Here is a 23396-nt window from a genome sequence, read left to right as displayed (position 1 = left end):
TTTTCGGCCATTTAGGCTATAATTGACCCCAGAGCGGGCGCCGCATGGGCGCCGACCAACCCCGCATTCAGGTTCCATGAAGCCGCCGCGCAAGCTGCATATCAAGTCATACGGCTGCCAGATGAACGTCTACGATGCGCAGCGCATGGTGGACACGCTGGCGGGCGAAGGCTTTGTCGAGACCGACAGCGCCGAGGATGCGGATCTCGTCATCCTCAACACCTGCCACATCCGCGAGAAGGCTTCCGAAAAGGTCTACTCCGAACTCGGGCGCTTGCGCGTCGCCAAGGATGAAGCCGCGCGCCAGGGCCGCGAGATGCGCATCGCGGTCGCCGGCTGCGTTGCGCAGGCCGAGGGCGAAGAGATCATCCGCCGCGCGCCGACCGTAGACGTCGTGGTCGGCCCGCAGAGCTATCATCATCTGCCGCAGCTGCTCGCCCGCGCCAAGAGCCATGGCCGCGCGCTGGAGACCGAATTCCCGGTCGAGGACAAGTTCGGCTTTCTGCCGCCGCCGAAGCCCGCGGCGATCCGCGCGCGCGGCATCTCGTCGTTCGTCACCGTGCAAGAAGGCTGCGACAAGTTCTGCACCTTCTGCGTGGTGCCTTACACGCGCGGCGCCGAAGTCTCGCGACCTGTGGCGAAAATCATCGACGACGTGATGCGGCTCGCCGACAATGGCGTGCGCGAGATCACTCTGATCGGGCAGAACGTCAACGCCTATCACGGCGAAGGTCCGGACGGACGGACCTGGCCGCTTGGCAGGCTGCTCACTCGTCTGGCCGAAATCCCCGGTATCGTGCGCCTGCGTTATTCGACCAGCCATCCCCGCGACGTCGATGATTCGCTGCTGGAAGCGCATCGCGACCTGCCCGAACTGATGCCGTTCGTGCATCTGCCGGTACAATCCGGCTCCGACCGCATTCTGGCTGCCATGAACCGGAAGCATACCGCCGATGATTACCGCCGCGTCATCGACCGATTTCGCGCCAGCCGCCAAGATATTGCATTTTCATCGGATTTTATCGTCGGCTTCCCCGGCGAAACCGAGGGAGAATTTGCTGCCACCCTCGCGCTTGTCACGCAAATCGGGTACGCTGGTGCTTATTCGTTCAAATATTCGCCGCGGCCCGGCACGCCGGCGGCGGACATGCGGGAGACGGTGTCAGCGGCAGAAATGGACGAGCGATTGGGGCGGCTTCAGGAATTGATCGACAGCCAGCAATCGGCCTTCAACAAGGCCATGATTGGCAAGACTGTCGACGTGCTGTTCGAACGCGCGGCCCGCAACCCCGGCCAGATCGTCGGCCGCACAGCCTATCTGCAGCCGGCGCATGTGATGGCATCACCGGAGATCATCGGAAAAGTGCTGCCGGTCTCGATCGACAGCCTGGAGCGCTACAGCCTGCTCGGCGAACTCGCAGCGCCCTCCGCGCGACCCGCTTTATCAACGCTTTCACCCATGACCGATTCTTCTCGAATAACAACGGGAGCCTGAACCCTTGCCCAAAAGCGCATCGGATTCACCTTCGCTTGCTCCCAGCCGCAAATTTGATCGCGACATGCAAATTCCGCCCGAAACCCAGGTCGTCATCGACTTCGACGACAACCGCGCCGCTTCCGCGCTGGTCGGCCCTTACGGGCAGAATCTCGCGCTGATCGAACGCCGGCTCGGCGTCGTCGTGGATTCGCGCGGCAATCACATCACCATCGCCGGATCGCGCGACGGCTGCGACGCGGCGCGGCGCGTGCTCGAGACGCTCTACGCCCAGGCGGTACAGGGGCAGGATCTGGCGCAGGGCGACGTCGAAGGCGCCATCCGCGCCGTGATCGCGCAGGGATCGCTGTTCGAGTTCGACCCCAAGGCCGCCAAGAACGCGTTCGAGACCATCAATCTGCGCAAGCGCCCGGTGCGGGCGCGCACCGCCGCGCAGGATTCCTACATCCGCGCGCTGAAGCGCCACGAGATGGTGTTCGGGGTCGGTCCCGCCGGCACCGGCAAGACCTGGCTTGCGGTGGCGCATGCCGCCCAATTGTTCGAGCGCAAGGAAGTCGATCGCATCATCCTGTCGCGGCCCGCGGTCGAAGCCGGCGAACGGCTCGGCTTCCTGCCCGGCGACCTCCGCGAGAAAGTCGATCCCTATCTGCGGCCGATCTACGACGCGCTGTATGATCTGATGGATGCGCGCGTCGTCGAGCGCGCGCTGCAGGGCGGCGAAATCGAGATCGCGCCGCTCGCCTTCATGCGCGGCCGCACGCTGACCAACGCCGTCATCATCCTGGACGAGGCGCAGAACACCACCTCGATGCAGATGAAGATGTTTTTGACCCGGCTTGGCGAGAACAGCCGCATGATCATCACCGGCGATCCCTCGCAGGTCGACCTGCCGAATGGCCAGACCTCGGGACTTGCCGAGGCCGTCAAGCTGCTCGACGGCGTCGAGGGGATCTCGCAGGTGAAGTTCACCGCCGAAGACGTCATCCGCCATGAACTGGTGGCGCGGATCGTCGCCGCCTATGAGGGCCTGCCGCAAAAACCGGCGACCGGCAGATCCTGATGGCCAGACCTTTGGCTTTGGACCCGCAGCAGGCGGGCCCGGGCCGCAACCTAAATGCTGGACTGCAAAACCCTGGAACGAAATTGTCTTCCGTCCACCCCGTAACCGAAGTCCTCGTGGTCGCCGATTGCTGGCAGACCGAGCCCGACGCCGAGGCGGTGATCCATCGCGCCATCAACGCCGCCGCTGAAATCGCCGATGCCGATGTCGGCGAAGCGGAACTGGCAGTCATGCTGACCGACGATTCCGGAATCCGAACCCTGAACAGCAATTGGCGCGGCATCGACAAGCCGACCAATGTGCTATCGTTTCCGGCGTTGCAGCCGACCGGTGCGGGAACACCCGACGATGCACCGCGCATGCTCGGCGATATCGCCATCGCCTATGAGACGACGCGCAAAGAGGCCGACGACGAACAAAAACCGTTCGATCACCATCTCAGCCATCTTGCGGTGCACGGGTTTCTGCATCTGATCGGCTACGATCACGAAAAAGACGACGACGCCGAAGCCATGGAGAGTCTCGAGCAGGAGATCCTCGCGCAGCTCGGCATTCCGGATCCATATGCGGATCGCGATCCCCATGCGGACCGGGAGCGGATGGACTGACATGCCGGACTCCGACCCTACCCACGACAATCCGCGCAACACGCCCAACCTTCCGGCCGTGGTGCAGGATGGTGAGGTGCTGCGCCCGACAGCGGAAAACTGGCTGACCCGCGCGATCCGCACGCTGTTCGGCTGGAAGCCGGGATCGGTTCGCGCCGATCTGCAGGTCGTGCTCGATGCCTCGACGCCGGACGAGGTCGGCTTTTCCGCCATCGAGCGCACCATGTTGCGCAATATCCTCGGGCTGCACGAACGCCGCATCGCCGACGTGATGGTGCATCGCGCCGACATCGTCGCGGTCAAGCGCGACATCCCGCTCGGCGAATTGATGAGCCTGTTCGAGAGCGCGGCGCATTCGCGCCTCGTCGTCTACAACGAGACCCTCGACGACCCCGAGGGCATCGTGCACATCCGTGACCTCCTGGCTTTCATGACCGCGAAGGCGCGGGTCGGCGACACCACCAAGGCCAAGCGCAAGAAGCCCTTCCCCGCGGGCCTCGATCTGCGCGCGGTCGACCTGGCGCAGCCGCTGGCGGACGCCAACATCATCCGCAAGCTGCTCTTCGTGCCGCCGTCGATGCGGGCGATCGACCTTCTGGCGCAGATGCAGGCCTCGCGCATCCATCTGGCGCTGGTGGTCGACGAATATGGCGGCACCGACGGGCTGGTCTCGATCGAGGATATCGTCGAGCAGATTGTCGGCGAGATCGACGACGAGCACGACAGCGACGAGCCGCCGTCGATCGTGCGGCAGGCGGACAATTCATTCATCGCTGACGCCCGCGCCAGCCTCGAGGACGCCCGCACCATGATCGGCGAGGAATTCGTCACCGGCGAGGCCGGTGAGGAAGTCGCGACCTTGGGCGGCTATCTGGTGGCGCAGGTCGGTCGTCTGCCGGTGCGCGGCGAGGTCATCGCGGGTCCCGGCACTTACGAGATCGAAGTGCTCGATGCCGATCCGCGGCGGGTCAAGCGGCTGCGCATTGCGGTTCGCAAGGAACGGCCCGCCCCCCGCACGCAGCGCGAAAGCCGGCGCCGTGAAGCTGCGCCTGACACCAATGCGCCGCAGGCCAACGATAACGCGCCGCCATCGTCCAGCGATGGAGCCGGCTCGCAGTGATATCAGCCAACAAACTTCGCACCGCCGGTCTTGCGATCATCCTGGCGTGGGGATGGAAGCGCGCCGCTCTTGCGCTGGTGGCCGGCGCATTGTCGGCGCTGGCGATGGCGCCGTTCAATGCATGGCCGGTGCTGTTCCTGACCTTTCCGGTCGCGGTCTGGCTGATCGACGGCGCCGGTGCGGGGCGATGGCGCGGCGTGCCGGCGGCGGCGATGTCGGGCTTCTGGTTCGGGCTCGGCTATTTCGTCGTTGGACTTTACTGGATCGGTTACGCCTTCCTGGTCGATGCGCCAACGTTCGCCTGGCTGATGCCGTTCGCCGTGCTGGGCCTGCCGGCCTATCTCGCGCTGTTCACCGCGGCAGGCTTTGCGCTGGCGCGCCTGCTCTGGACCCGCGATGCTTCGCGCCTGCTCGCGCTCGCGATCAGCCTGACGATAACAGAGTGGCTGCGCGGTCATCTGCTGTCGGGATTTCCCTGGAATTCGTTCGGCTATGCGCTGTCGGAGCCGCTGGCGCTGGCCCAGACGGCATCGCTGATCGGGCTGTGGGGGATGACGTTCCTCACGGTGGCGATCTTCGCAAGCCCGGCGGTCCTGATCGATGGCACCTCACGCGGGCGAAAACCCTGGCTCGCGCCGGCGGCGGCGCTTGGCCTGCTCGCGGTCATGGCCGTATTCGGCGCCGTCAGGCTGTCGCTGCAGCCGACCGTGCTGACCAAGGTCAAGCTGCGCATCATGCAGCCCAATCTGCAGCAGGACGTCAAATTCAATTACGCCGCCAAGGCGGAGGTGATGCAGAAATATCTGACACTGTCCGATCGGGCTTCGGGGCCGCAATCGACCGGCGTCAGCGACGCGAACATTTTGATCTGGCCGGAATCGGCGTTCCCGTTCTTTTTGACCCGCGAAGCCGATGCGATGGCGCAGATCGCCGACCTGCTGCCGAGGGGCACCGTGCTGATCACCGGCTCGGTGCGCGCGCCCGACCTCCCGCCCGGCGTGCGAGTGACGCGCGCCTACAACTCGATATATACGATCGACCATGACGGCAGCGTCCTGTCGGTTTACGACAAGCTGCATCTGGTGCCGTTCGGCGAGTATCTGCCGTTTCAGGATTGGATGGAAAAACTCGGCTTCGTGCAGCTAACGAGGGTCCAGGGCGGCTTCATTCCGGGCACCCGTCGCCGCGCCATGGACATCCCGAACGCGCCGCGGGCGCTGCCCCTGATCTGCTACGAGGCGATATTTCCCGGCGATATAACGACACGCGACGATCGCCCGGGCTGGATCATCAACGTCACCAATGACGGCTGGTTCGGAATTTCGACCGGCCCCTATCAGCATCTGCAGCAGATGCGCCTGCGCGCCATCGAAGAAGGCCTGCCTGTTGTTCGTGCAGCAAATACAGGCATTTCAGCCGTGATCGATCCGTCGGGACGTATTGTCGCACGACTTGGTCTCGGCATCGAAGGCGTCCTGGATGCCAACCTGCCAACGGCTTTGTCGCCAACGATTTACGCGCACCTTAGAGACATTCCAGCGGGCATGATGGTGGCTGTTGCGTTGCTGCTGGTCACCCGGCGCCGCTTTGCAAGGCGAAAGTCCTGAGAACCGACTATTGCCGATTGTTGCTGTCGCGAAAAAAGCGGCCTGCTCCAATCCACTAACTAGTTGACAGACCGACCGCGCAATTCGCATTCTGGGTTCCGCAACCAAAAACAAGAACCAGTCAGTTCATTGCTCAAATTGTCCGCAGTTCAACCCGATCCTCCGAGCAGGATTTGACGGTACCGGCGCCTGAGGCATAGTCCGCTATGCCTCATTCCCCGGCGCGAAATCCCAGGAGTGTTGGAGATGTCCACCAAAGCGCCAGACCCTGTTGACAAATATGTCGGCAGCCGCGTTCGCATGCGACGCATCATGCTGGGCATGAGCCAGGAAAAACTCGGCGAGGCACTGGGCCTCACCTTCCAGCAGGTTCAGAAATACGAAAAGGGCACCAACCGGGTCGGCGCCAGCCGCCTGCAGCGGATCTCGGAAATCCTGCAAGTGCCGGTATCGTTTTTGTTCGACGGCGGGCCGAGCGGTGCTGTCAATGCCGACGGCTTCGGTGAATCCGGTTCGCCCGCCTACGTTTCCGACTTTCTCGCCACCTCCGAAGGCCTGTCGCTGACGCGGGCGTTCACGCGCATTACCGACGCCAAAATGCGCCGCAGTATCGTCGAACTGGTCGAACAGATCGCCGCGCGCGAAGGCCCCGACCAGCGCTGATTTCCGCAGCCATCACCGGATGTTCCGATTGACGCGCCCGCCGGCGCGAGCGCATGACATTGGCCGAAATTCCATGAAGGCAAAGCGCTGATGACCGGAACCACCGCCAATCCGTTTGATTCCAGTTCGATCCTCGACGGCATCCGCCGCTGGGTCGAAATCGAGACGCCGACCGAGGTGCCCGCACAGGTCAACAAGCTCGCCGACCTCGTTACTGAAGGCTACCGCGACCTGCCCGCGACCGTGGAACGGATCGCAGGAAAAGACGGCTGCGGCGATCATCTGGTCGCGCGTTCGTCATGGGGGCAGGACGCGCCGGGCATCCTGGTGCTGAGCCATCTCGATACCGTGCATCCGCTGGGATTCATCGAGCGGCTGCCGTTCAAGATCGAGGGCGACAGCGCCTTCGGTCCCGGCATTTATGACATGAAGGGCGGCGCCTATCTCGCCTACCATGCCTTTCGCCGGATTTGTGCCGACAGCGCGCGATCGCCGCTCGGCATCACCCAGATGTTCGTCTCCGATGAAGAAATCGGCAGCCCGACGTCGCGTGCACTGATCGAGACGGAGGGGCGCAAGGCCAAGTATGTGCTGGTGACCGAGCCGGCCCGCGACGGCGGCAAGATCGTCACCGGACGCAAGGGCGTCGCGCGCTTCGAGGTCTTCATCAAGGGCGTGCCGTCGCATGCCGGCACGCGGCCTGAGGACGGCCGCAGCGCCATCCGCGAGCTCGGCAACGTCATTCAGACGCTGGAGGCGATGAACGACCTCAAGCGCGGCGTGTCCGTCAATGTCGGCGTCGTCAGGGGCGGCACCAAGCCGAACGTAATCGCGGAGGAGGCCTATGCCGAAGTCGACATGCGCGTGCCCAGCATTGCCGATTCCGAAGAACTGGTCCCAAAAATCCTCGGCCTGAAATCACGCACCGAAGGCGTCAGTGTCAGCGTCACCGGCGAACTGAACCGCCCGCCTTACGAAAAGGGCAACGCCGGTGCTGCGCTTTACGAGCACGCCAAAACGCTGGCGGCCGAAATCGGCTTCGATCTCATCGACACCTTCACCGGCGGCGGCAGCGACGGCAATTTCACCGCGCCCCACACGGCGACGCTCGACGGCCTCGGGGTCGACGGCAAGGGCGCGCATACCCATTACGAGCAGATGTACATCTCCTCGATCGAGCCGCGGGCGCGGCTGCTGCACCGGCTGTACCAGACGCTGCGATGACGGTATCACCCCGCGACATCGGCGATCGCGATGCGCCGCCGGATGACGGCGCCGCCGCGCATGCGCACGGATCGTTCTTCGGCCGCCGCAAGGGCCACAAGCTGCGCATCCATCAGGCCGACCTGATCGACAATCTGCTGCCGCATCTGGCGCTGGATATCAGCGCGCCCGCGCCTGACGATCTCACCGACATCTTCGAGTCGAAGCCTGATGCCGTCAGGCTGGAAATCGGATTTGGCGGCGGCGAACATCTGATCGCCGAAGCGCAGGCGTTTCCCGATATCGGATTCATCGGCTGCGAGCCCTATGTCAACGGCATGGCGAAAATCCTGACGCAGATCGAAGCCCACAACATCGGCAATATCCGCCTGTACGCCGGCGACGCCGCCGAATTGTTGGCATGGGCGCCGCCGCGATCTCTGGCGCGGATCGATCTGATCCATCCCGATCCCTGGCCGAAGCGCCGGCACTGGAAGCGGCGCTTCGTGCAGGACGCCACGGTGGCCGCGATGGCGCGCATCATCAAATCAGATGGCGAGTTTCGCTTCGTCAGCGACATCGACGATTACTGCGCATGGACGCTGGCGCATCTGCTGCGTTCACCGGATTTTTTCTGGATGGCCGAGCGCGCCGCCGATTGGCGCGAGCCGTGGGCCGGTTACACGATGACGCGCTATGGACGGAAGGCCGAGCGTGAGGGACGCGTTGCGGCGTATTTGAGGTTTCGGAGACTCTGAAAACTCTTTCAGTCGTCTCGCAATGACGGCCCAAGCTCAAACCGTAGGGCGGGTTTTCCAGAAGCCTACGACGCGCTCGGCGGTCGTTGGCATCAGGCGCGCGAAATTCATCCGCGCGCTTTCGATATCGGCCGGCGACGCCGTCCGGTTCGGCCCCAGGCGGAGCAGGATCAAAGCGCGCACGGTGGCCCATTCGAGGCCGACCGCCTTGCCGGCGATCAGGATCGGATCGTAGCGGTCGCCGGCAATCAGCCGGTCGAGGGCTGCGATCTTCACGCCGGTCATCGCCGCCAGCGCGGCGACGGATTCCTCGTATTTGTTTGCCTTGGCAAAATTGAGCAGTGCGCTTTCGACCAGCTGACCATCACGGTGCAGCGCGAGGACCGTGCGCTGCGCCGCCTCGAAGTTGCGGCCGCTGTCTGTTCGTTCGACAGCGCCGGAGATTTCGTTGATCGCCCGCTTGATCGCCACCTGCCGCGCCGGCTTGACGACTGTGAACAGGCGGCGGCGGACCACATCGATCGTTCCGGCCAGAAGGTCTTTCAGTTGTTCGCTGGAAAGATCGTCGCGCTGGCCTATCTTGAGCGTCAGCACGCCGTCCTGGCTGGCGCGCTTGATCAAGGTCGAATAGCCGTCCGACGAGAACGCCGCGCCGGCATTGCCCGCCGTGCGCCTGACGACATCACGGTCGCCGCGGCGCACGATGACATCGGTGAGATCAGGAGAGAGCGTCGGCCGATCCGACATCGCCAGCAGATGGCCCTGCCCCTTCACGCTGGCGATTTCGACCAGGATCCGTTCGTCGATGACAGGCGAGCGGCGCAGCAGCGGGCCCGCGATGGCAATTTCGTCCTCATGGGCGAGCTGCCCGACCAGCCCGCGCGGCGCGTTGACAAGCAGCGACAGCCGCTCGGCGAGCTCGGCTCGCGCGGCAAGGTCGGCATGGGGGACCAGGCTGCTCAATACGCCGTCGAACAGATCGACGTGATCGGCGCCGAAATTGGCAGCCCCCTGCAGGAATAATTCACTGATCCGGCGCGCGGCATCGGCGCGGCGCTTGGGATCGCCGCCCCTGACGATGTCGTCCAGTCCTGGGATCAGCGTTGTCGCTGGCGTCATAAACCTATCCAAACCGGCCGAATTGGCTGGTTTTCGGCAATCTAGGTAGCGTTCGTGAATGAAGGGTTAGGCTTTGGCCCGCTAGGACAGGACTCAAAATCTGCCTTAACGGGGCGTGCAAGGCCTTGCCGGATTGCGGAAAAACCGCTATATCCGCCGCAACTTATGGTTCTCATACGATCGCGTATTGAGAGTGGGCCCTTCGGGACCCGCTCTTTTTTATTACCTGAACGAGCCCAGCCCAGAAGGGCCTCACGGCGCGGTTCAGGGAACCGGCCGGATCCGGGTTAGACCCGGCCTAACCTCATGTAAGTAAAGACGCTTTTGACCCTGGACATGACCGAACCAACTGCTGTTTCCGAGGATCTTGACCTGCTCGCCGAGCCGCGGCTCGTGGTCGAGCCGGGCGTCGCTGCGCGGGTTTCCGCCGTGGCAGGACCGGTGTTGCAGGGCATGGGCTACCGGCTGGTGCGGATCAAGATATCGGCTGAGGCCGGCTGCACGGTCCAGATCATGGCCGAACGGCCCGACGGCACCATGCAGATCGAGGACTGCGAGGCGATTTCGCGGGCGCTGTCGCCGGTTCTGGACGTCGCCGATCCGATCGAGCGCGCCTACCGGCTGGAAATCTCATCGCCCGGCATCGATCGTCCGCTGGTGCGCCGGTCGGACTTCGAACGCTATGTCGGCCATCTCGTGAAGGTCGAGATGGCGCTCGCCCATCAGGGCCGCAAGCGTTTTCGCGGCACGCTGCAGGGCGTCGAGGGCGACGCGGTGCGGATTCATCGCGATGACATCCGCACGGACGAAGATGCCGACGTGCTGCTTGTCATGGAAGACATCGCCGACGCCCGTCTGGTTCTCACCGACGAGCTGATCGCGGAGTCGATGCGCCGCGGCAAGGCCGCCGAGCGCGAGCTGCGCCAGAATCTCGGGCTCGAGCCACCGCCCCCGCCGCACGCCAAAAAAAGCGATCCGGCCAAGAGCAACAAGCCGAAGCCGAAACCGCTGAAGAAGCCGTTACCGAAGAATACCAAGAAACATCGCCTCGCCGCGCAAGGTTTGCCCGGCGGCGAATTCGATCCCACCGAAGGAGACTGAGCCATGGCAGCTGTCAGCGCCAATAAACTCGAACTGCTGCAGATCGCAGACGCGGTTGCCCGCGAAAAATCGATCGACCGCGGCATCGTGATCGCGGCGATGGAAGACGCCATCGCGAAAGCGGCCCGCGCCCGCTACGGCAGCGAGACCGACGTTCACGCCGAGATCGACGCCAAGAAGGGCGAGCTCCGGCTGTCGCGCCACATGCTGGTCGTCGACGTGGTGGAGAATTCGTCGAACCAGATTTCGTTGGCCGATGCGCAGCGCGCCAATCCGGGCGCCCAGGTCGGCGACACCATCGCCGACACCCTGCCGCCGCTGGAATATGGCCGCATCGCCGCCCAGTCCGCCAAGCAGGTGATCGTGCAGAAGGTGCGCGAGGCCGAGCGCGACCGGCAATACCAGGAATTCAAGGATCGCATCGGCGACATCGTCAATGGCATCGTCAAGCGCGTCGAATATGGCAGCGTGATCGTCGATCTCGGCCGCGGCGAAGCCATCGTGCGCCGTGACGAGATGCTGCCGCGCGAAGTGTTCCGCAACGGCGACCGCGTCCGCGCCTATATCTTCGATGTCCGCCGCGAAACCCGCGGGCCGCAGATTTTCCTGTCCCGCACCCATCCGCAGTTCATGGCAAAGCTGTTCGCGCAGGAAGTGCCGGAAATCTATGACGGCATCGTCGAGATCAAGGCGGTGGCCCGCGATCCCGGTTCGCGCGCCAAAATCGGCGTTATTTCGCGGGATTCCTCGGTCGATCCGGTCGGCGCCTGCGTCGGTATGCGCGGTTCGCGCGTGCAGGCGGTGGTGAACGAATTGCAGGGTGAGAAGATCGACATCATTCCGTGGTCGCCCGATATTGCGACCTTCGTCGTCAACGCGCTGGCGCCCGCCGAAGTCGCCAAGGTCGTGATCGACGAAGACCGCGAGCGCATCGAGGTCGTGGTGCCCGATACCAACAACCAGCTGTCGCTGGCGATCGGCCGCCGCGGACAGAACGTGCGGCTCGCTTCGCAGCTCACCGGCTGGGACATCGACATCCTCACCGAGCAGGAAGAATCCGAGCGCCGTCAGGCCGATTTCGAGAACTCGACGCGGGTGTTCATGGAAGCGCTGAATGTCGACGAAGTGGTCGGCCAGCTGCTGGCGTCGGAAGGCTTCACGTCGGTCGAGGAACTCGCGCTGGTCGATGTCAAGGAACTCGCCGGCATCGAGGGCTTCGACGAGGAGACCGCCAACGAACTGCAGAGCCGTGCAAAAGAATATCTGGAACAGCTCGAGACCGAGCTGGAAAACAAACGCAAGGAACTCGGTGTGGATGACGCTTTGAAGACAGTACCCGGCGTGACCTCGAAGATGCTGGTCAAGTTCGGCGAGAACGACATCAAGTCGGTCGAGGATCTGGCCGGTTGCGCCACCGACGATCTGGTTGGCTGGACCGAACGCAAGGAAGGCGCCGAGCCGACCAAGTTCCCCGGCATCCTCGACGCCAACGAAATCTCGCGCGACGATGCCGAGCGTATGATCATGCAGGCCCGCGTCATCGCCGGCTGGATCACCGAGGCCGACCTTGCCAAGCAGTCCGAGGCGGCGGAAGCCACCGAAGACCAGACGGCGTAAGGAGATGCCCCGCGCATGCTCGCCATGGCTGACCCCGATCTCGACAACGGACCGCGGACCGACAGGTCCGCGACGATGCGGATGTGCGCGGTCACCCGTGAGGTGCGCCCGATCGACGAACTGATCCGGTTCGTGGTCTCGCCCCAGGGCGAGGTCGTTCCGGATCTGAAGCGCAAGCTGCCCGGCCGCGGCCTGTGGGTCTCGGCATCGCGCCGGACCGTTGCGGAAGCGGTGCGGCGTAACCAATTTAGCAGGGGTTTCAAGCGCGACATCCGGGCCGCCGCGACCCTCCCTGCCGACACCGAGGCTTTGCTGGTTCGCAGCTGCACCGAGGCGCTGGCGATGGTCGCCAAGGCCGGCCAGGTCGTCTCCGGTTTCAGCAAGGTCGAGGGCGCGCTCCGAGAGGGGGAGGCCCGGGCCCTGATCCACGCTTCGGACGGGGCGGTCGACGGAATCCGCAAATTGGACGCGATCGTGCGGCAAAAGCGCGGAAATGCGGATGAATCGCCGGAATTTCCGATCGTCAATGTTCTGACGTCGGCAGAATTGGATTTGGCACTGGGGCGGTCAAATGTGATACATGCTGCCCTGCTCGCGGGCCCGGCGAGCAAGACGTTCCTGTCGCGCTGCCAGATCCTGGTCCGATACCGGATGGCCGATGACGACAAGACCGCCCGAGCGGCCAGAAATTCTGACTAACAAGACTTGCTTTAACGACTGTGCGAATGCGCACAACGCAACAAGATTAGGACTGCTGAATGGTTGATACCAAAACGCCTGGCGACAAGACTTTGAGTGTCCCGACCAAGACCTTGACGCTCAAGCCGCGCGTCGAGACGGGCACCGTACGCCAGAGCTTCAGCCATGGCCGGACCAAGCAGGTCGTGGTCGAGAAGCGCGGCAAGCGCCGCCTCGGCGGCGACGCGCCCGCCGGCGAAACCCATGCGCCGGAACCTGTGGTCGCCAAGCCGGCGCCGGTCGTCGCCAAAGCGCCAAGCCGCCCCTCAGCGCCAGCCGCGCCCCGCGCCGGCTCCGGCGTGGTGTTGCGCACGCTGACCGAGGATGAGCGTTCCGCGCGCGCCAGCGCGCTGGCCGATGCCAAGGTCCGTGACATCGAGGAACGTCGGCTGGCGGAAGAAGAAGCCAAGCGCCGCTCGAGCCGCGAAGGCATCGAGCAGGCCGAACGCGAAGCCGCCGAAGCCCGCCGCAAGGCCGAGGAAGAACGTCACCGCCTGGAAGAAGAAGCCAAGCGCAAGGCCGAACTCGAAGCCAAAAAGCGTTTTGGCGAGACCGAAGCCAAGGCCGCAACGACCGCCGCACCCGGCACGACCATCACCAGCACCGCGCGTCCCGCGGCCCGGCCGACGGCTTCGGCAGTGCCGCCCGCGCGCGCCCCGGGCGTTGCCGCCGACGCCTCCGATGAGGATGAAGGTCCGCGCCAGATCCGCCGTGGCCCCGGCGGCGCCATGCGCCCCGCCGTGCCGCCGAAGACGACCCACAAGCCCGGACCGCAAAAGGAACGCGGCCGCCTGACGCTGGTCACCGCCCTGGACGCCGACAATGTGCGCGAGCGTTCGATCGCCTCGTTCCGCCGGCGCACCCAGCGCCTGAAGGGACACGCCTCGAACGAGCCGAAGGAAAAGATCATCCGCGAAGTGGTGATCCCAGAAGCCATCAACATCCAAGAACTCGCCAACCGCATGTCGGAACGCGCGGTCGACGTCATCCGCCTGCTGATGAAGCAGGGCGCGATGCACAAGATCACCGACGTGATCGACGCCGACACCGCGCAGCTGATCGCCGAGGAATTGGGCCATACGGTCAAGCGCGTGGCCGCATCCGACGTCGAAGAGGGCCTGTTCGACATCGTCGACGATTCCACCGACACCGAACCGCGTTCGCCGGTCGTGACCGTGATGGGCCATGTCGATCACGGCAAGACCTCGCTGCTCGACGCGCTCCGCCACGCCAACGTGGTTTCGGGCGAAGCCGGCGGCATCACCCAGCATATCGGCGCCTATCAGGTGACCTCGCCGGAAAGCGGCAAGAAGATCACCTTCATCGATACGCCCGGCCACGCCGCGTTCACCGCGATGCGTGCGCGCGGCGCCAAGGTCACCGATATCGTGATCCTGGTGGTGGCGGCCGATGACGGCGTCATGCCGCAGACCATCGAGGCGATCAACCACGCCAAGGCGGCGAAGGTTCCGATGATCATCGCGATCAACAAGATCGACAAGCCCGACGCCAAGCCAGAGCGCGTGCGCACCGAACTGTTGCAGCACGAGGTTCAGGTCGAATCGTTCGGCGGTGAAGTCGTCGACGTCGAGGTCTCAGCCAAGAACAAGACCAATCTCGACAAGCTGCTGGAAATGATCGCGCTGCAGGCCGAACTGCTCGACCTCAAGACCAACGCGGAACGTCCCGCCGAAGGAACCGTGATCGAAGCCAGACTCGACCGCGGCCGCGGTCCGGTTGCGACCGTGCTGGTGCAGCGCGGAACCCTGCGCATCGGCGACATCATCGTGGCCGGCGCCGAAATGGGCCGCGTCCGCGCCCTTATCAACGATCAGGGCGTCAACATCGACGAGGCCGGACCTTCGGTGCCGGTCGAGGTGCTCGGCTTCAACGGTCCGCCGGAAGCCGGCGACCGCCTCGCGGTGGTCGAGAACGAAGCCCGCGCCCGCCAGGTCACGAGCTATCGCGCCCACCAGAAGCGCGAAAACGCGGCTGCCTCGATTTCCGGCATGCGCGGTTCGCTCGAACAGATGATGTCGCAGCTCAAGACCTCGGGCCGCAAGGAATTCCCGTTGATCATCAAGGCCGACGTGCAAGGTTCGCTCGAAGCCATCCTGGGATCGCTGGAAAAGCTCGGCACCGACGAAGTTGCCGCGCGCATCCTGCACGCCGGCGTCGGCGGCATCTCCGAATCCGACGTGACGCTGGCGGAAGGCTTCAACGCCGCCATCATCGGCTTCTCGGTTCGCGCCAACAAGGAAGCGGCGGCTGCGGCCAAGCGCAACGGCATCGAGATCCGCTATTACAACATCATCTACGATCTGGTGGACGACATCAAAAAGGCGATGTCCGGCCTGCTCGCGCCGACGCTGCGCGAAACCATGCTGGGCAATGCGCAGATCCTGGAAGTGTTCAACATTTCCAAGGTCGGCAAGGTCGCCGGCTGCCGCGTCACCGACGGCACCGTGGAACGCGGCGCCAATGTTCGCCTCATTCGCGACAACGTCGTTGTGCATGAAGGCAAGCTCTCGACGCTGAAGCGCTTCAAGGATGAAGTGAAGGAAGTGCAGTCCGGTCAGGAATGCGGTATGGCGTTCGAGAATTACGGCGACATGCGCCCCGGCGACGTTATCGAGTGTTATCGCGTGGAGACGATCCAGCGGAGCCTGTAAGTCTGAACCTTACGGCTTCGTCGGAAGACATTGTACTAGTTCGACGTCATGCCCGGATTTAATCCGGGCATCCACGTCCCAGAGAATTCAACAGCAAGAACGACGTCAATGGCCGGGAATAGCCCGGCCATGGCCAATTTTTTTCGAGAGACGGCCATGCCCCGCCACCACAGCAAGAGTTCCGCCCCCGGCGGCTCGCAACGCCAATTGCGCGTCGGCGAAACCGTGCGCCACGCGGTCGCCGATATTCTGTCGCAAGGTAGCGTGCATGACCCCGATCTCGAGGGTCACATCATCACGGTTCCGGAGGTGCGCATGTCACCGGACCTGAAGCTTGCAACCGTCTATGTGATGCCGCTCGGCGGACGCGACACCGATGTCGTGCTCGCGGCGCTCGCGCGCAACAAGAAATTCCTGCGCGGCGAGATTGCGCACCGCGTTAACTTAAAGTTTGCGCCTGATCTTCGCTTTCGCGTCGACGAACGATTCGATGAAGCGGAACGGATCGAGAGATTACTGAGAACACCTGCGGTGCAAAGAGACCTCGCACCCGATTCGGACGACAAGTGATGATTGTGAACACTGCCAACAGCGTGATCGATTCGCAAAATGGCGAATCGCACGACGCTGAAAAAAATATTTTCACCGAGGCCCGCAACGAAGAGGCACGTCGCGGCAATAACGATCCGCGTCAGAAGCATCAGGGCAAGCAACGCCAGAACAATCAGCCGCGCCGCGACAAGCGCGACGTCCATGGCTGGGTGATTCTCGACAAGCCGATCGGCATGACCTCGACGCACGCGGTGGCGGTGCTCAAGCGCCTGTTCCAGGCCAAGCGCGCCGGCCATGCCGGTACCCTCGACCCGCTCGCCTCCGGCGGCCTGCCGATCGCGCTCGGCGAAGCCACCAAGACGGTCCCGTTCGTGATGGACGGCCGCAAGCGCTACCGCTTCACCGTGAGCTGGGGCGAGGAGCGCGATACCGATGACACCGAGGGCCGAGCCACCAAGACCAGCGATCTCAGGCCTTCTGCCGATTCCATCCGGGCGCTGCTGCCGCAATTCATCGGCCTGATCGAGCAGATCCCGCCGCAATATTCCGCGATCAAGGTCCAGGGCGAACGGGCCTATGATCTGGCCAGAGACGGCGAAACCGTCGAATTAAAGCCGCGGCCGGTCGAGATTCACGAATTAACCCTTGTGGAACATGGAGATAACGGCCAATCCGTGTTCGAGGCCGAGTGCGGCAAGGGAACCTATGTCCGGGCGCTGGCCCGCGATATCGGCCGGATTCTGGGCTGTTTCGGCCATATCAGCGCCTTGCGGCGGACCCTGGTCGGTCCATTCCGCGAAGCGGACATGATTCCGCTGGAACAGTTGGAGGCTTTGTGTAATAGAGCCGCGTCGGGCGAGGGCAGCCTCGCCGACGCGCTTTTGCCCGTTGAGACCGCGCTGGACGACATCCCGGCACTGGCCGTCACACGGGCTGATGCGGCAAGGCTCCACCGGGGCCAGGCCGTTTTGTTGCGCGGACGGGATGCGCCCAATTGTAGCGGCACAGTCTATGTCACGGTGGCAGGCCGGCTTCTGGCCCTCGCCGAAATTGGCAATGGCGAACTCATCCCCAAGCGTGTGTTCAACCTGACCGGACTGACTGCCAGTTCCGGTCGTAACGATGAGAAAGTTTGACGATGTCGATTACCGCCGAACGCAAAGCGGAAGTCATCAAGACGAATGCCAACAAGGCCGGCGACACCGGCTCGCCCGAGGTTCAGGTTGCGATCCTGTCGGAACGCATCAACAACCTCACCGGGCACTTCAAATCCCACGTGAAGGACAATCATTCGCGCCGGGGTCTTTTGAAGATGGTCGCCACGCGCCGTTCCCTGCTCGATTACATCAAGCGGAAGGACGAGGCGCGCTACAAGGCGCTGCTCGAAAAGCACAACATTCGTCGTTGATCCCAGAGTACGCGCGCGCCTGTTGCGCGCGTTTTCGTATGGTCTTCCGGAAGAAACCCGGACTCCGGATTCTCGGAGACGATCATGCGCAAGGGCATGAAGAAACTCATGTCCAATAGACGTCCAGCAGCAATCCGGCCGCTGGGCAGGGCAAGGTGCCCAGACTACCGAGAGGATGGACGCCATCCGAAATATAAAGACCATGGCAGGATCGCCGGATGCTGATCTCGTGTTGCGATCAGTGTCTCGCAATCTTGCGCATGGTCTTTGTGTTTCAGGCGCCCCTGCTTTCGCGAAACCATGAAAGAAATCGAAATGTTTAATGCTCATTCAGTCGAGATCGACTGGGGTGGACGTCCCCTCAAGCTTGAAACCGGAAAGATCGCCCGTCAGGCCGACGGTGCCGTATTGGCGACCTATGGTGAGACCATCGTGCTCGCCACGGTCGTCGCGGCCAAGAACCCGCGCGAAGGCGTCGACTTCCTGCCGCTGACCGTCGACTACCAGGAAAAGACCTACGCCGCGGGCCGCATTCCCGGCGGCTATTTCAAGCGCGAGGGCCGGCCGACCGAAAAGGAGACGCTGGTCTCCCGTCTGATCGACCGTCCGATCCGTCCGCTGTTCGTCGACGGCTGGCGCAATGAAACCCAGGTCATCGTCACCGTGCTGTCGCATGACATGGAAAACGATCCCGACATTCTGGCGCTGGTCGCCGCCTCCGCGGCGCTGACGATCTCCGGTGCGCCGTTCAAGGGCCCGATCGGTGCGGCCCGCGTCGGCTTCGCCAACGACGAATACGTGCTCAACCCGACGCTCGACGAAATGCTCGAGACCCAGCTTGACCTCGTCGTCGCCGGCACCGCCGACGCCGTGCTGATGGTGGAATCGGAAGCTAAGGAACTCAACGAAGACATCATGCTCGGTGCTGTGATGTTCGGACACCGGCACTTCCAGCCGGTGATCAAGGCGATCATCGAGCTCGCCGAGAAGGCCGCGAAAGAGCCGCGTGAAGTCAAGGTCGTCGACGAGAGCGCGCTCGAGAAGGAAATGCTCGGCCTGATCGAGCAGGAGCTGCGCTCGGCCTACGCTATCCCGATCAAGCAGGATCGCTATGCAGCGGTCGGCAAGGCCAAGGAAAAGGTGATGGCTCACTACTTCCCGGAAGGGCAGGAGCCGCAATACGACAAGCTGCGCATCGCCGGCGTGTTCAAGGAACTCGAATCCAAGATCGTCCGCTGGAACATCCTCGACACCGGCAAGCGCATCGACGGCCGCGATTCCAAGACCGTCCGCAGCATCATCGCCGAAGTCGGCGTGCTGCCGCGCGCCCACGGTTCGGCGCTGTTCACCCGCGGTGAAACCCAGGCGATGGTCGTGACCACGCTCGGCACCGGCGAGGACGAGCAGTACATCGACTCGCTGTCAGGGACCTACAAGGAGCAGTTCCTGCTGCACTACAACTTCCCTCCCTACTCGGTTGGTGAAACCGGACGCCTCGGCGGCACCAAGCGCCGCGAGATCGGCCACGGCAAGCTCGCCTGGCGCGCGATCCATCCGGTCCTGCCGCCGCACCACGAATTCCCCTACACGGTGCGCGTGGTTTCCGAGATCACCGAATCCAACGGATCGTCGTCGATGGCGTCGGTCTGCGGCGCTTCGCTGGCGCTGATGGATGCGGGCGTTCCCCTCAAGCGGCCGACCGCGGGTATCGCGATGGGCCTGATCCTGGAAGGTTCGCGCTTTGCGGTCCTGTCCGACATTCTCGGTGACGAGGATCATCTCGGCGACATGGACTTCAAGGTGGCCGGCACCGACCAGGGCATCACCTCGCTGCAGATGGACATCAAGATCGAGGGCATCACCGAGGAGATCATGAAGGTCGCACTCGGCCAGGCCAAGGATGGGCGTATCCACATCCTCGGCGAAATGTCGAAGGCGCTCACCAATGCCCGCGCCGAGCTCGGCGAATACGCGCCGCGCATCGAGACCTTCAAGATCCCGACCGACAAGATCCGTGAAGTGATCGGCACCGGCGGCAAGGTGATCCGCGAGATCGTCGAGAAGACCGGCGCCAAGGTCAACATCGAGGACGACGGCACCGTGAAGGTCGCCTCCAACGACGGCGAGGCGATGAAGGCCGCGATCAAGTGGATCAAGTCGATCGCCTCCGATCCGGAGATCGGCCAGATCTACGAAGGCACCGTGGTCAAGGTGATGGAGTTCGGCGCGTTCGTGAACTTCTTCGGCGCCAAGGACGGTCTCGTCCACATCAGCCAGCTCGCCGGGGCCCGGGTGCAGAAGACCTCCGACGTCGTCAAGGAAGGCGACAAGGTCAAGGTCAAGCTGCTCGGCTTCGACGATCGCGGCAAGACGCGGCTATCGATGAAGGTGGTCGATCAGGCGACCGGCGAGGATCTCGAAGCCAAGCAGAAGGCGGCGGAAGCCTCGGCGCCCCGCGAAGCGGCCGGCGAGTAAGCGCCTCGACATCGAAAATCAGAAAGGGGCGGCTGCAAAGCCGCCCTTTTTATTTGCCGCAGATGTGATCATGCGCTCTTACGCCGCAGCGCCTAACCCATTTAAAATGAAACCGGAATGGGGCTGACTTCGCAGCTGGAAGCTGGACCCGTTACGATCGTCCGAATCGAGCCGCAGGCTCGTCACGCAGGGAGAGACTTATGTCCGCACTTTCGCGCCGTCATTTTTTCAGCGCCGCCGCCGGCCTCGCTGCCGTCGCGGCGGCACCGCGTGTCGTCTTTGCCCAGGCCGCCGCACCGGCACCTGCGGCTGCCCCGGCCGCGGCCGGTCCGTTCACGCTGCCGCCGCTCCCTTACGCCTTCAACGCGCTTGAGCCGCATATCGATGCCAAGACCATGGAAATCCACCATGGCCGGCACCATGCCGCTTATGTCAACAATCTGAACACCCTCGCCAAGACCAATGCGCAGCTCGGCACCAGCAAGGTGACGGATATTCTCGGCAATCTGAACGCCCTGAACGACGACATCAAATTCGGCGTGCGTAACAATCTCGGCGGCCATGCCAACCACACCATGTTCTGGGAAATCATGGCCCCGGGTGGCGGCAAGCCGGAGGGCGAGGTGCTGGCCGCGATCGACAAGGATCTCGGCGGCCTGGAAAAATTCCAGAACGACTTTAACGCCGCCGGCGGACGCCAGTTCGGCTCCGGCTGGGTGTTCGTGACCGTTGCCAAGGACGGCAAGCTTGCGATTGAAACCCGCCCGAACCAGGACAGTCCGATCATGGACGGCAAGCGCGCGCTGCTCGGCAACGACGTCTGGGAGCACGCCTATTATCTCAACTACCAGAACCGCCGCGCCGATTATCTCAAGGCGTGGTGGAATACGGTGAACTGGGCCAAGATCGCCGAGCGCTATGCGGCAGCGAAGGCCGGTACGCTCGGCGTTTGATCGCGCTGTTCATTCCAAAAGTAAAAGGGCGGCTCAGTGAGCCGCCCTTTTTTGTTAGTGTTGCGTTCATCCAGTGCTCAGGTGATCAGAAACGATCGGCGTTCATCACCTTGGTCCAGGCCGCCGCAAAATCCTTGGCGAACTTCTCTTTGGAGTCCGCGCACGCGTAAACCTCAGCGAAGGCGCGAAGCTGCGAGTGCGAGCCGAAGATCAGGTCGACGCCGGTCGCGGTCCACTTCACCGCCTTTGTCTTCCGATCGCGGCCCTCATATGCATCGCCCGACGGCTGCCACTCCGTGCCCATGCTGAGCAGATTGACGAAGAAATCATTCGTCAATGTCCCCACCTTGCTGGTGAAGACGCCGTGCTTTGATCCGCCGGCATTGGCGCCGAGCACGCGCAGGCCGCCGACCAGCGCCGTCAGTTCGGGTCCCGTCAACCGCAGCAATTGCGCGCGGTCGATCAACGCTTCCACCGGCCCCAGGAACTGGTGCTTCTTGCCGTTGACATAGTTGCGGAAGCCATCGGCACGCGGTTCGAGCGGAGCAAAGGAAGCGACGTCGGTCTGATCCTGCGACGCATCCATGCGCCCCGGCGTGAACGGCACCTTGACGTCGACGCCGGCGTCCTTGGCGGCCTTTTCAACCGCCGCGGAGCCGCCGAGAACGATCAGGTCGGCAAGCGAAACCTTCTTGCCGAACTCCTTCTGGATCGCCTCCAGCTTCTGCAGCACCGTGTTCAGCTCAGCGGGCTGGTTGACCTCCCAGTCCTTCTGCGGGCTGAGACGAATACGCGCGCCATTGGCGCCGCCGCGCTTGTCGGAGCCGCGGAACGTCGATGCCGACGCCCATGCGGTCGAAACCAGCTGCGACACCGACAGGCCCGAGCCGAGAATCTTCGTCTTCAGCGCGGCGATATCAGCATCGCCGATCAGCGGATGATCCACCGCCGGAATCGGGTCCTGCCAGATCAGCGTTTCCTTCGGCACCAGCGGGCCGAGATAACGCACGATCGGACCCATGTCGCGGTGCGTGAGCTTGAACCAGGCACGCGCGAACGCATCGGCGAACTGGTCCGGGTTTTCGTGGAAGCGCCGCGAAATCTTCTCGTAAGCGGGATCGAAGCGCAGCGACAGGTCGGTGGTCAGCATCATCGGCACGTGCTTCTTCGACTTGTCGAAGGCGTCCGGGATGGTCGCTTCCGCGCCCTTTGCCTTCCACTGCTTGGCACCGGCCGGGCTCTTGGTCAGTTCCCATTCATTCTCGAACAGGTTCTTGAAGAACAGATTGCTCCACTGCGTCGGCTGCTGCGTCCAGGTGACTTCCGGACCGCCGGTGATGGCATCGGCGCCGATGCCGGTGCCGTGCTTGCTCTTCCAGCCGAGGCCCTGATCCTCGAGCGCGCCGCTTTCCGGGTCCGAGCCGACCAGCGACGGATCGCCGGCACCATGGGCCTTGCCGAAGGTGTGGCCGCCGGCAATCAGCGCAACGGTCTCTTCGTCGTTCATGGCCATGCGGAAGAAGGTTTCGCGGATGTCTTTCGCCGCCGCGAGCGGGTCCGGGTTGCCGTTGGGGCCTTCCGGATTGACGTAGATGAGACCCATCTGCACGGCGCCGAGCGGCTCGGAGAGTTCGCGTTCGCCGCTGTAACGTTCGTCGCCCAGCCAGGTGCCCTCAGGGCCCCAGAACAGCTCTTCGGGCTCCCAGACATCGGCGCGGCCGCCCGCAAAACCAAACGTCTTGAAGCCCATCGATTCGAGCGCGACGTTGCCGGCGAGAATCATCAGGTCGGCCCACGAGATCTTGCGGCCGTATTTCTGCTTGATCGGCCATAGCAGCCGGCGCGCCTTGTCGAGGTTGGCGTTGTCAGGCCAGCTGTTCAGCGGCGCGAAGCGTTGCTGACCGGCTCCGGCGCCGCCGCGGCCGTCCGTGATGCGGTAGGTGCCGGCGCTGTGCCACGCCAAGCGGATCATCAGTCCGCCATAGTGACCGAAATCGGCCGGCCACCACTCCTGCGATTCCGTCATCAAAGCGGTCAGGTCCTTGACCACGGCATTGAGGTCGAGGGTCTTGAATTCCTTGGCGTAATCGAACGCCTCGCCCATCGGATCGGACAGATTCGAATTGCGGTGCAGCAGCGAAACGTCCAGCGCGTCCGGCCACCAATCGCGGTTCGAGTGTCCGCGTTTTCCGCCCGAGAACGGGCATTTTGTTTTGTCGTCCATGATTGCCTCCTAAGGGCCGCTTC

The 23396-nt window shown here is 63.5% G+C and carries 19 protein-coding genes; 17 read left to right on the top strand and 2 right to left on the bottom strand.

The features are described from left to right. The first annotated feature begins 76 nt into the window (after positions 1-76). The 8 genes from miaB to trmB all read left to right on the top strand — a co-directional run bounded on the left by miaB (position 77) and on the right by trmB (position 8514). Positions 77-1495 carry a tRNA (N6-isopentenyl adenosine(37)-C2)-methylthiotransferase MiaB gene (gene miaB / locus JQ575_RS04570; protein ID WP_212032060.1) on the top strand — a complete coding sequence of 473 codons (1419 nt, stop codon included), beginning with the start codon at positions 77-79 and terminating at the stop codon, positions 1493-1495. Between the two features lie 4 nt (positions 1496-1499). After that, positions 1500-2555 (top strand): PhoH family protein, encoded by a 1056-nt coding sequence (locus JQ575_RS04565; RefSeq protein WP_212032059.1) that lies wholly within the window; start codon positions 1500-1502, stop codon positions 2553-2555. Positions 2556-2638: 83 nt separating this feature from the next. Further along, positions 2639-3163, top strand: a complete 525-nt coding sequence (gene ybeY / locus JQ575_RS04560; RefSeq protein ID WP_249119654.1) for an rRNA maturation RNase YbeY — start codon at positions 2639-2641, stop codon at positions 3161-3163. Position 3164: 1 nt separating this feature from the next. Then, positions 3165-4283, top strand: coding sequence for a hemolysin family protein (locus JQ575_RS04555; protein WP_249166426.1), 1119 nt, complete (start codon positions 3165-3167; stop codon positions 4281-4283). Then, on the top strand, positions 4280-5890 hold the full coding sequence (lnt, locus tag JQ575_RS04550) for an apolipoprotein N-acyltransferase (protein WP_212032056.1): 1611 nt from the start codon (positions 4280-4282) through the stop codon (positions 5888-5890). Before JQ575_RS04555 ends, lnt begins: the two co-directional genes overlap by 4 nt. Positions 5891-6136: 246 nt before the next feature. Continuing rightward, a complete protein-coding gene (locus JQ575_RS04545; RefSeq protein WP_192736276.1) occupies positions 6137-6553 on the top strand; it encodes a helix-turn-helix domain-containing protein in 417 nt (138 codons plus the stop codon). 90 nt (positions 6554-6643) lie between these two features. Next, positions 6644-7777 (top strand): M20 family metallopeptidase, encoded by a 1134-nt coding sequence (locus JQ575_RS04540; protein WP_212032055.1) that lies wholly within the window; start codon positions 6644-6646, stop codon positions 7775-7777. Then, positions 7774-8514, top strand: coding sequence for a tRNA (guanosine(46)-N7)-methyltransferase TrmB (trmB, locus tag JQ575_RS04535; protein WP_212032054.1), 741 nt, complete (start codon positions 7774-7776; stop codon positions 8512-8514). The genes JQ575_RS04540 and trmB overlap by 4 nt, the downstream gene beginning before the upstream one ends. Before the next feature lie 36 nt (positions 8515-8550). Here the strand turns inward: trmB and JQ575_RS04530 are convergent, their stop codons facing one another. Beyond that, positions 8551-9633 (bottom strand): DUF2336 domain-containing protein, encoded by a 1083-nt coding sequence (locus JQ575_RS04530; RefSeq protein ID WP_212032053.1) that lies wholly within the window; start codon positions 9631-9633, stop codon positions 8551-8553. A 336-nt stretch (positions 9634-9969) separates the two neighbouring features. Between JQ575_RS04530 and rimP the strand changes: the two genes are divergently transcribed. The 9 genes from rimP (at position 9970) to JQ575_RS04485 (ending at position 21149) form a co-directional block, all read left to right on the top strand. Then, positions 9970-10734, top strand: coding sequence for a ribosome maturation factor RimP (gene rimP, locus JQ575_RS04525; protein WP_212032052.1), 765 nt, complete (start codon positions 9970-9972; stop codon positions 10732-10734). Between the two features lie 3 nt (positions 10735-10737). After that, entirely contained in the window at positions 10738-12351 is a 1614-nt protein-coding gene (gene nusA, locus JQ575_RS04520; RefSeq protein WP_192736271.1) for a transcription termination factor NusA, read from the top strand. Positions 12352-12366: 15 nt separating this feature from the next. Then, the gene (locus JQ575_RS04515) at positions 12367-13050 is read left to right on the top strand and encodes an RNA-binding protein (protein ID WP_212032051.1); all 684 of its coding nucleotides are present in this window, start codon (positions 12367-12369) and stop codon (positions 13048-13050) included. 59 nt (positions 13051-13109) lie between these two features. Next, complete coding sequence (gene infB, locus JQ575_RS04510; protein ID WP_212032050.1) at positions 13110-15761, top strand: translation initiation factor IF-2; 2652 nt, start codon at positions 13110-13112, stop codon at positions 15759-15761. A 156-nt stretch (positions 15762-15917) separates the two neighbouring features. Continuing rightward, on the top strand, positions 15918-16331 hold the full coding sequence (rbfA, locus tag JQ575_RS04505; protein ID WP_212032049.1) for a 30S ribosome-binding factor RbfA: 414 nt from the start codon (positions 15918-15920) through the stop codon (positions 16329-16331). Further along, positions 16331-17449, top strand: coding sequence for a tRNA pseudouridine(55) synthase TruB (truB, locus tag JQ575_RS04500; RefSeq protein WP_212032122.1), 1119 nt, complete (start codon positions 16331-16333; stop codon positions 17447-17449). The genes rbfA and truB overlap by 1 nt, the downstream gene beginning before the upstream one ends. Positions 17450-17451: 2 nt before the next feature. Further along, complete coding sequence (rpsO, locus tag JQ575_RS04495) at positions 17452-17721, top strand: 30S ribosomal protein S15 (protein ID WP_074272228.1); 270 nt, start codon at positions 17452-17454, stop codon at positions 17719-17721. Between the two features lie 315 nt (positions 17722-18036). Then, positions 18037-20196, top strand: coding sequence for a polyribonucleotide nucleotidyltransferase (gene pnp / locus JQ575_RS04490; protein ID WP_192736266.1), 2160 nt, complete (start codon positions 18037-18039; stop codon positions 20194-20196). Positions 20197-20396: 200 nt separating this feature from the next. After that, positions 20397-21149: a superoxide dismutase gene (locus tag JQ575_RS04485; RefSeq protein ID WP_212032048.1), complete on the top strand. Its 753-nt coding sequence runs from the start codon at positions 20397-20399 to the stop codon at positions 21147-21149. Positions 21150-21234: 85 nt separating this feature from the next. On the opposite strand, the gene katG is transcribed toward JQ575_RS04485, so the two are convergent. Further along, on the bottom strand, positions 21235-23373 hold the full coding sequence (gene katG, locus JQ575_RS04480; RefSeq protein ID WP_212032047.1) for a catalase/peroxidase HPI: 2139 nt from the start codon (positions 23371-23373) through the stop codon (positions 21235-21237). Positions 23374-23396: the final 23 nt, after the last annotated feature.

This window comes from Bradyrhizobium sp. JYMT SZCCT0428, from assembly GCF_018131075.1.
Taxonomy (GTDB): Bacteria; Pseudomonadota; Alphaproteobacteria; order Rhizobiales; family Xanthobacteraceae; genus Bradyrhizobium.
This window is presented reverse-complemented; position numbering and strand designations above follow the sequence as displayed.

Coding starts and splice junctions, on each gene's coding strand:
- rbfA (WP_212032049.1), top strand. CDS start 15,918: ATGCCCCGCCACCACAGCAAGAGTTCCGCCCCCGGCGGCTCGCAACGC.
- JQ575_RS04485 (WP_212032048.1), top strand. CDS start 20,397: ATGTCCGCACTTTCGCGCCGTCATTTTTTCAGCGCCGCCGCCGGCCTC.
- JQ575_RS04540 (WP_212032055.1), top strand. CDS start 6,644: ATGACCGGAACCACCGCCAATCCGTTTGATTCCAGTTCGATCCTCGAC.
- trmB (WP_212032054.1), top strand. CDS start 7,774: ATGACGGTATCACCCCGCGACATCGGCGATCGCGATGCGCCGCCGGAT.
- JQ575_RS04545 (WP_192736276.1), top strand. CDS start 6,137: ATGTCCACCAAAGCGCCAGACCCTGTTGACAAATATGTCGGCAGCCGC.
- miaB (WP_212032060.1), top strand. CDS start 77: ATGAAGCCGCCGCGCAAGCTGCATATCAAGTCATACGGCTGCCAGATG.
- JQ575_RS04555 (WP_249166426.1), top strand. CDS start 3,165: ATGCCGGACTCCGACCCTACCCACGACAATCCGCGCAACACGCCCAAC.
- infB (WP_212032050.1), top strand. CDS start 13,110: ATGGTTGATACCAAAACGCCTGGCGACAAGACTTTGAGTGTCCCGACC.
- katG (WP_212032047.1), bottom strand. CDS start 23,373: ATGGACGACAAAACAAAATGCCCGTTCTCGGGCGGAAAACGCGGACAC.
- rimP (WP_212032052.1), top strand. CDS start 9,970: ATGACCGAACCAACTGCTGTTTCCGAGGATCTTGACCTGCTCGCCGAG.
- truB (WP_212032122.1), top strand. CDS start 16,331: ATGATTGTGAACACTGCCAACAGCGTGATCGATTCGCAAAATGGCGAA.
- nusA (WP_192736271.1), top strand. CDS start 10,738: ATGGCAGCTGTCAGCGCCAATAAACTCGAACTGCTGCAGATCGCAGAC.
- rpsO (WP_074272228.1), top strand. CDS start 17,452: ATGTCGATTACCGCCGAACGCAAAGCGGAAGTCATCAAGACGAATGCC.
- JQ575_RS04515 (WP_212032051.1), top strand. CDS start 12,367: ATGCTCGCCATGGCTGACCCCGATCTCGACAACGGACCGCGGACCGAC.
- JQ575_RS04530 (WP_212032053.1), bottom strand. CDS start 9,633: ATGACGCCAGCGACAACGCTGATCCCAGGACTGGACGACATCGTCAGG.
- pnp (WP_192736266.1), top strand. CDS start 18,037: ATGTTTAATGCTCATTCAGTCGAGATCGACTGGGGTGGACGTCCCCTC.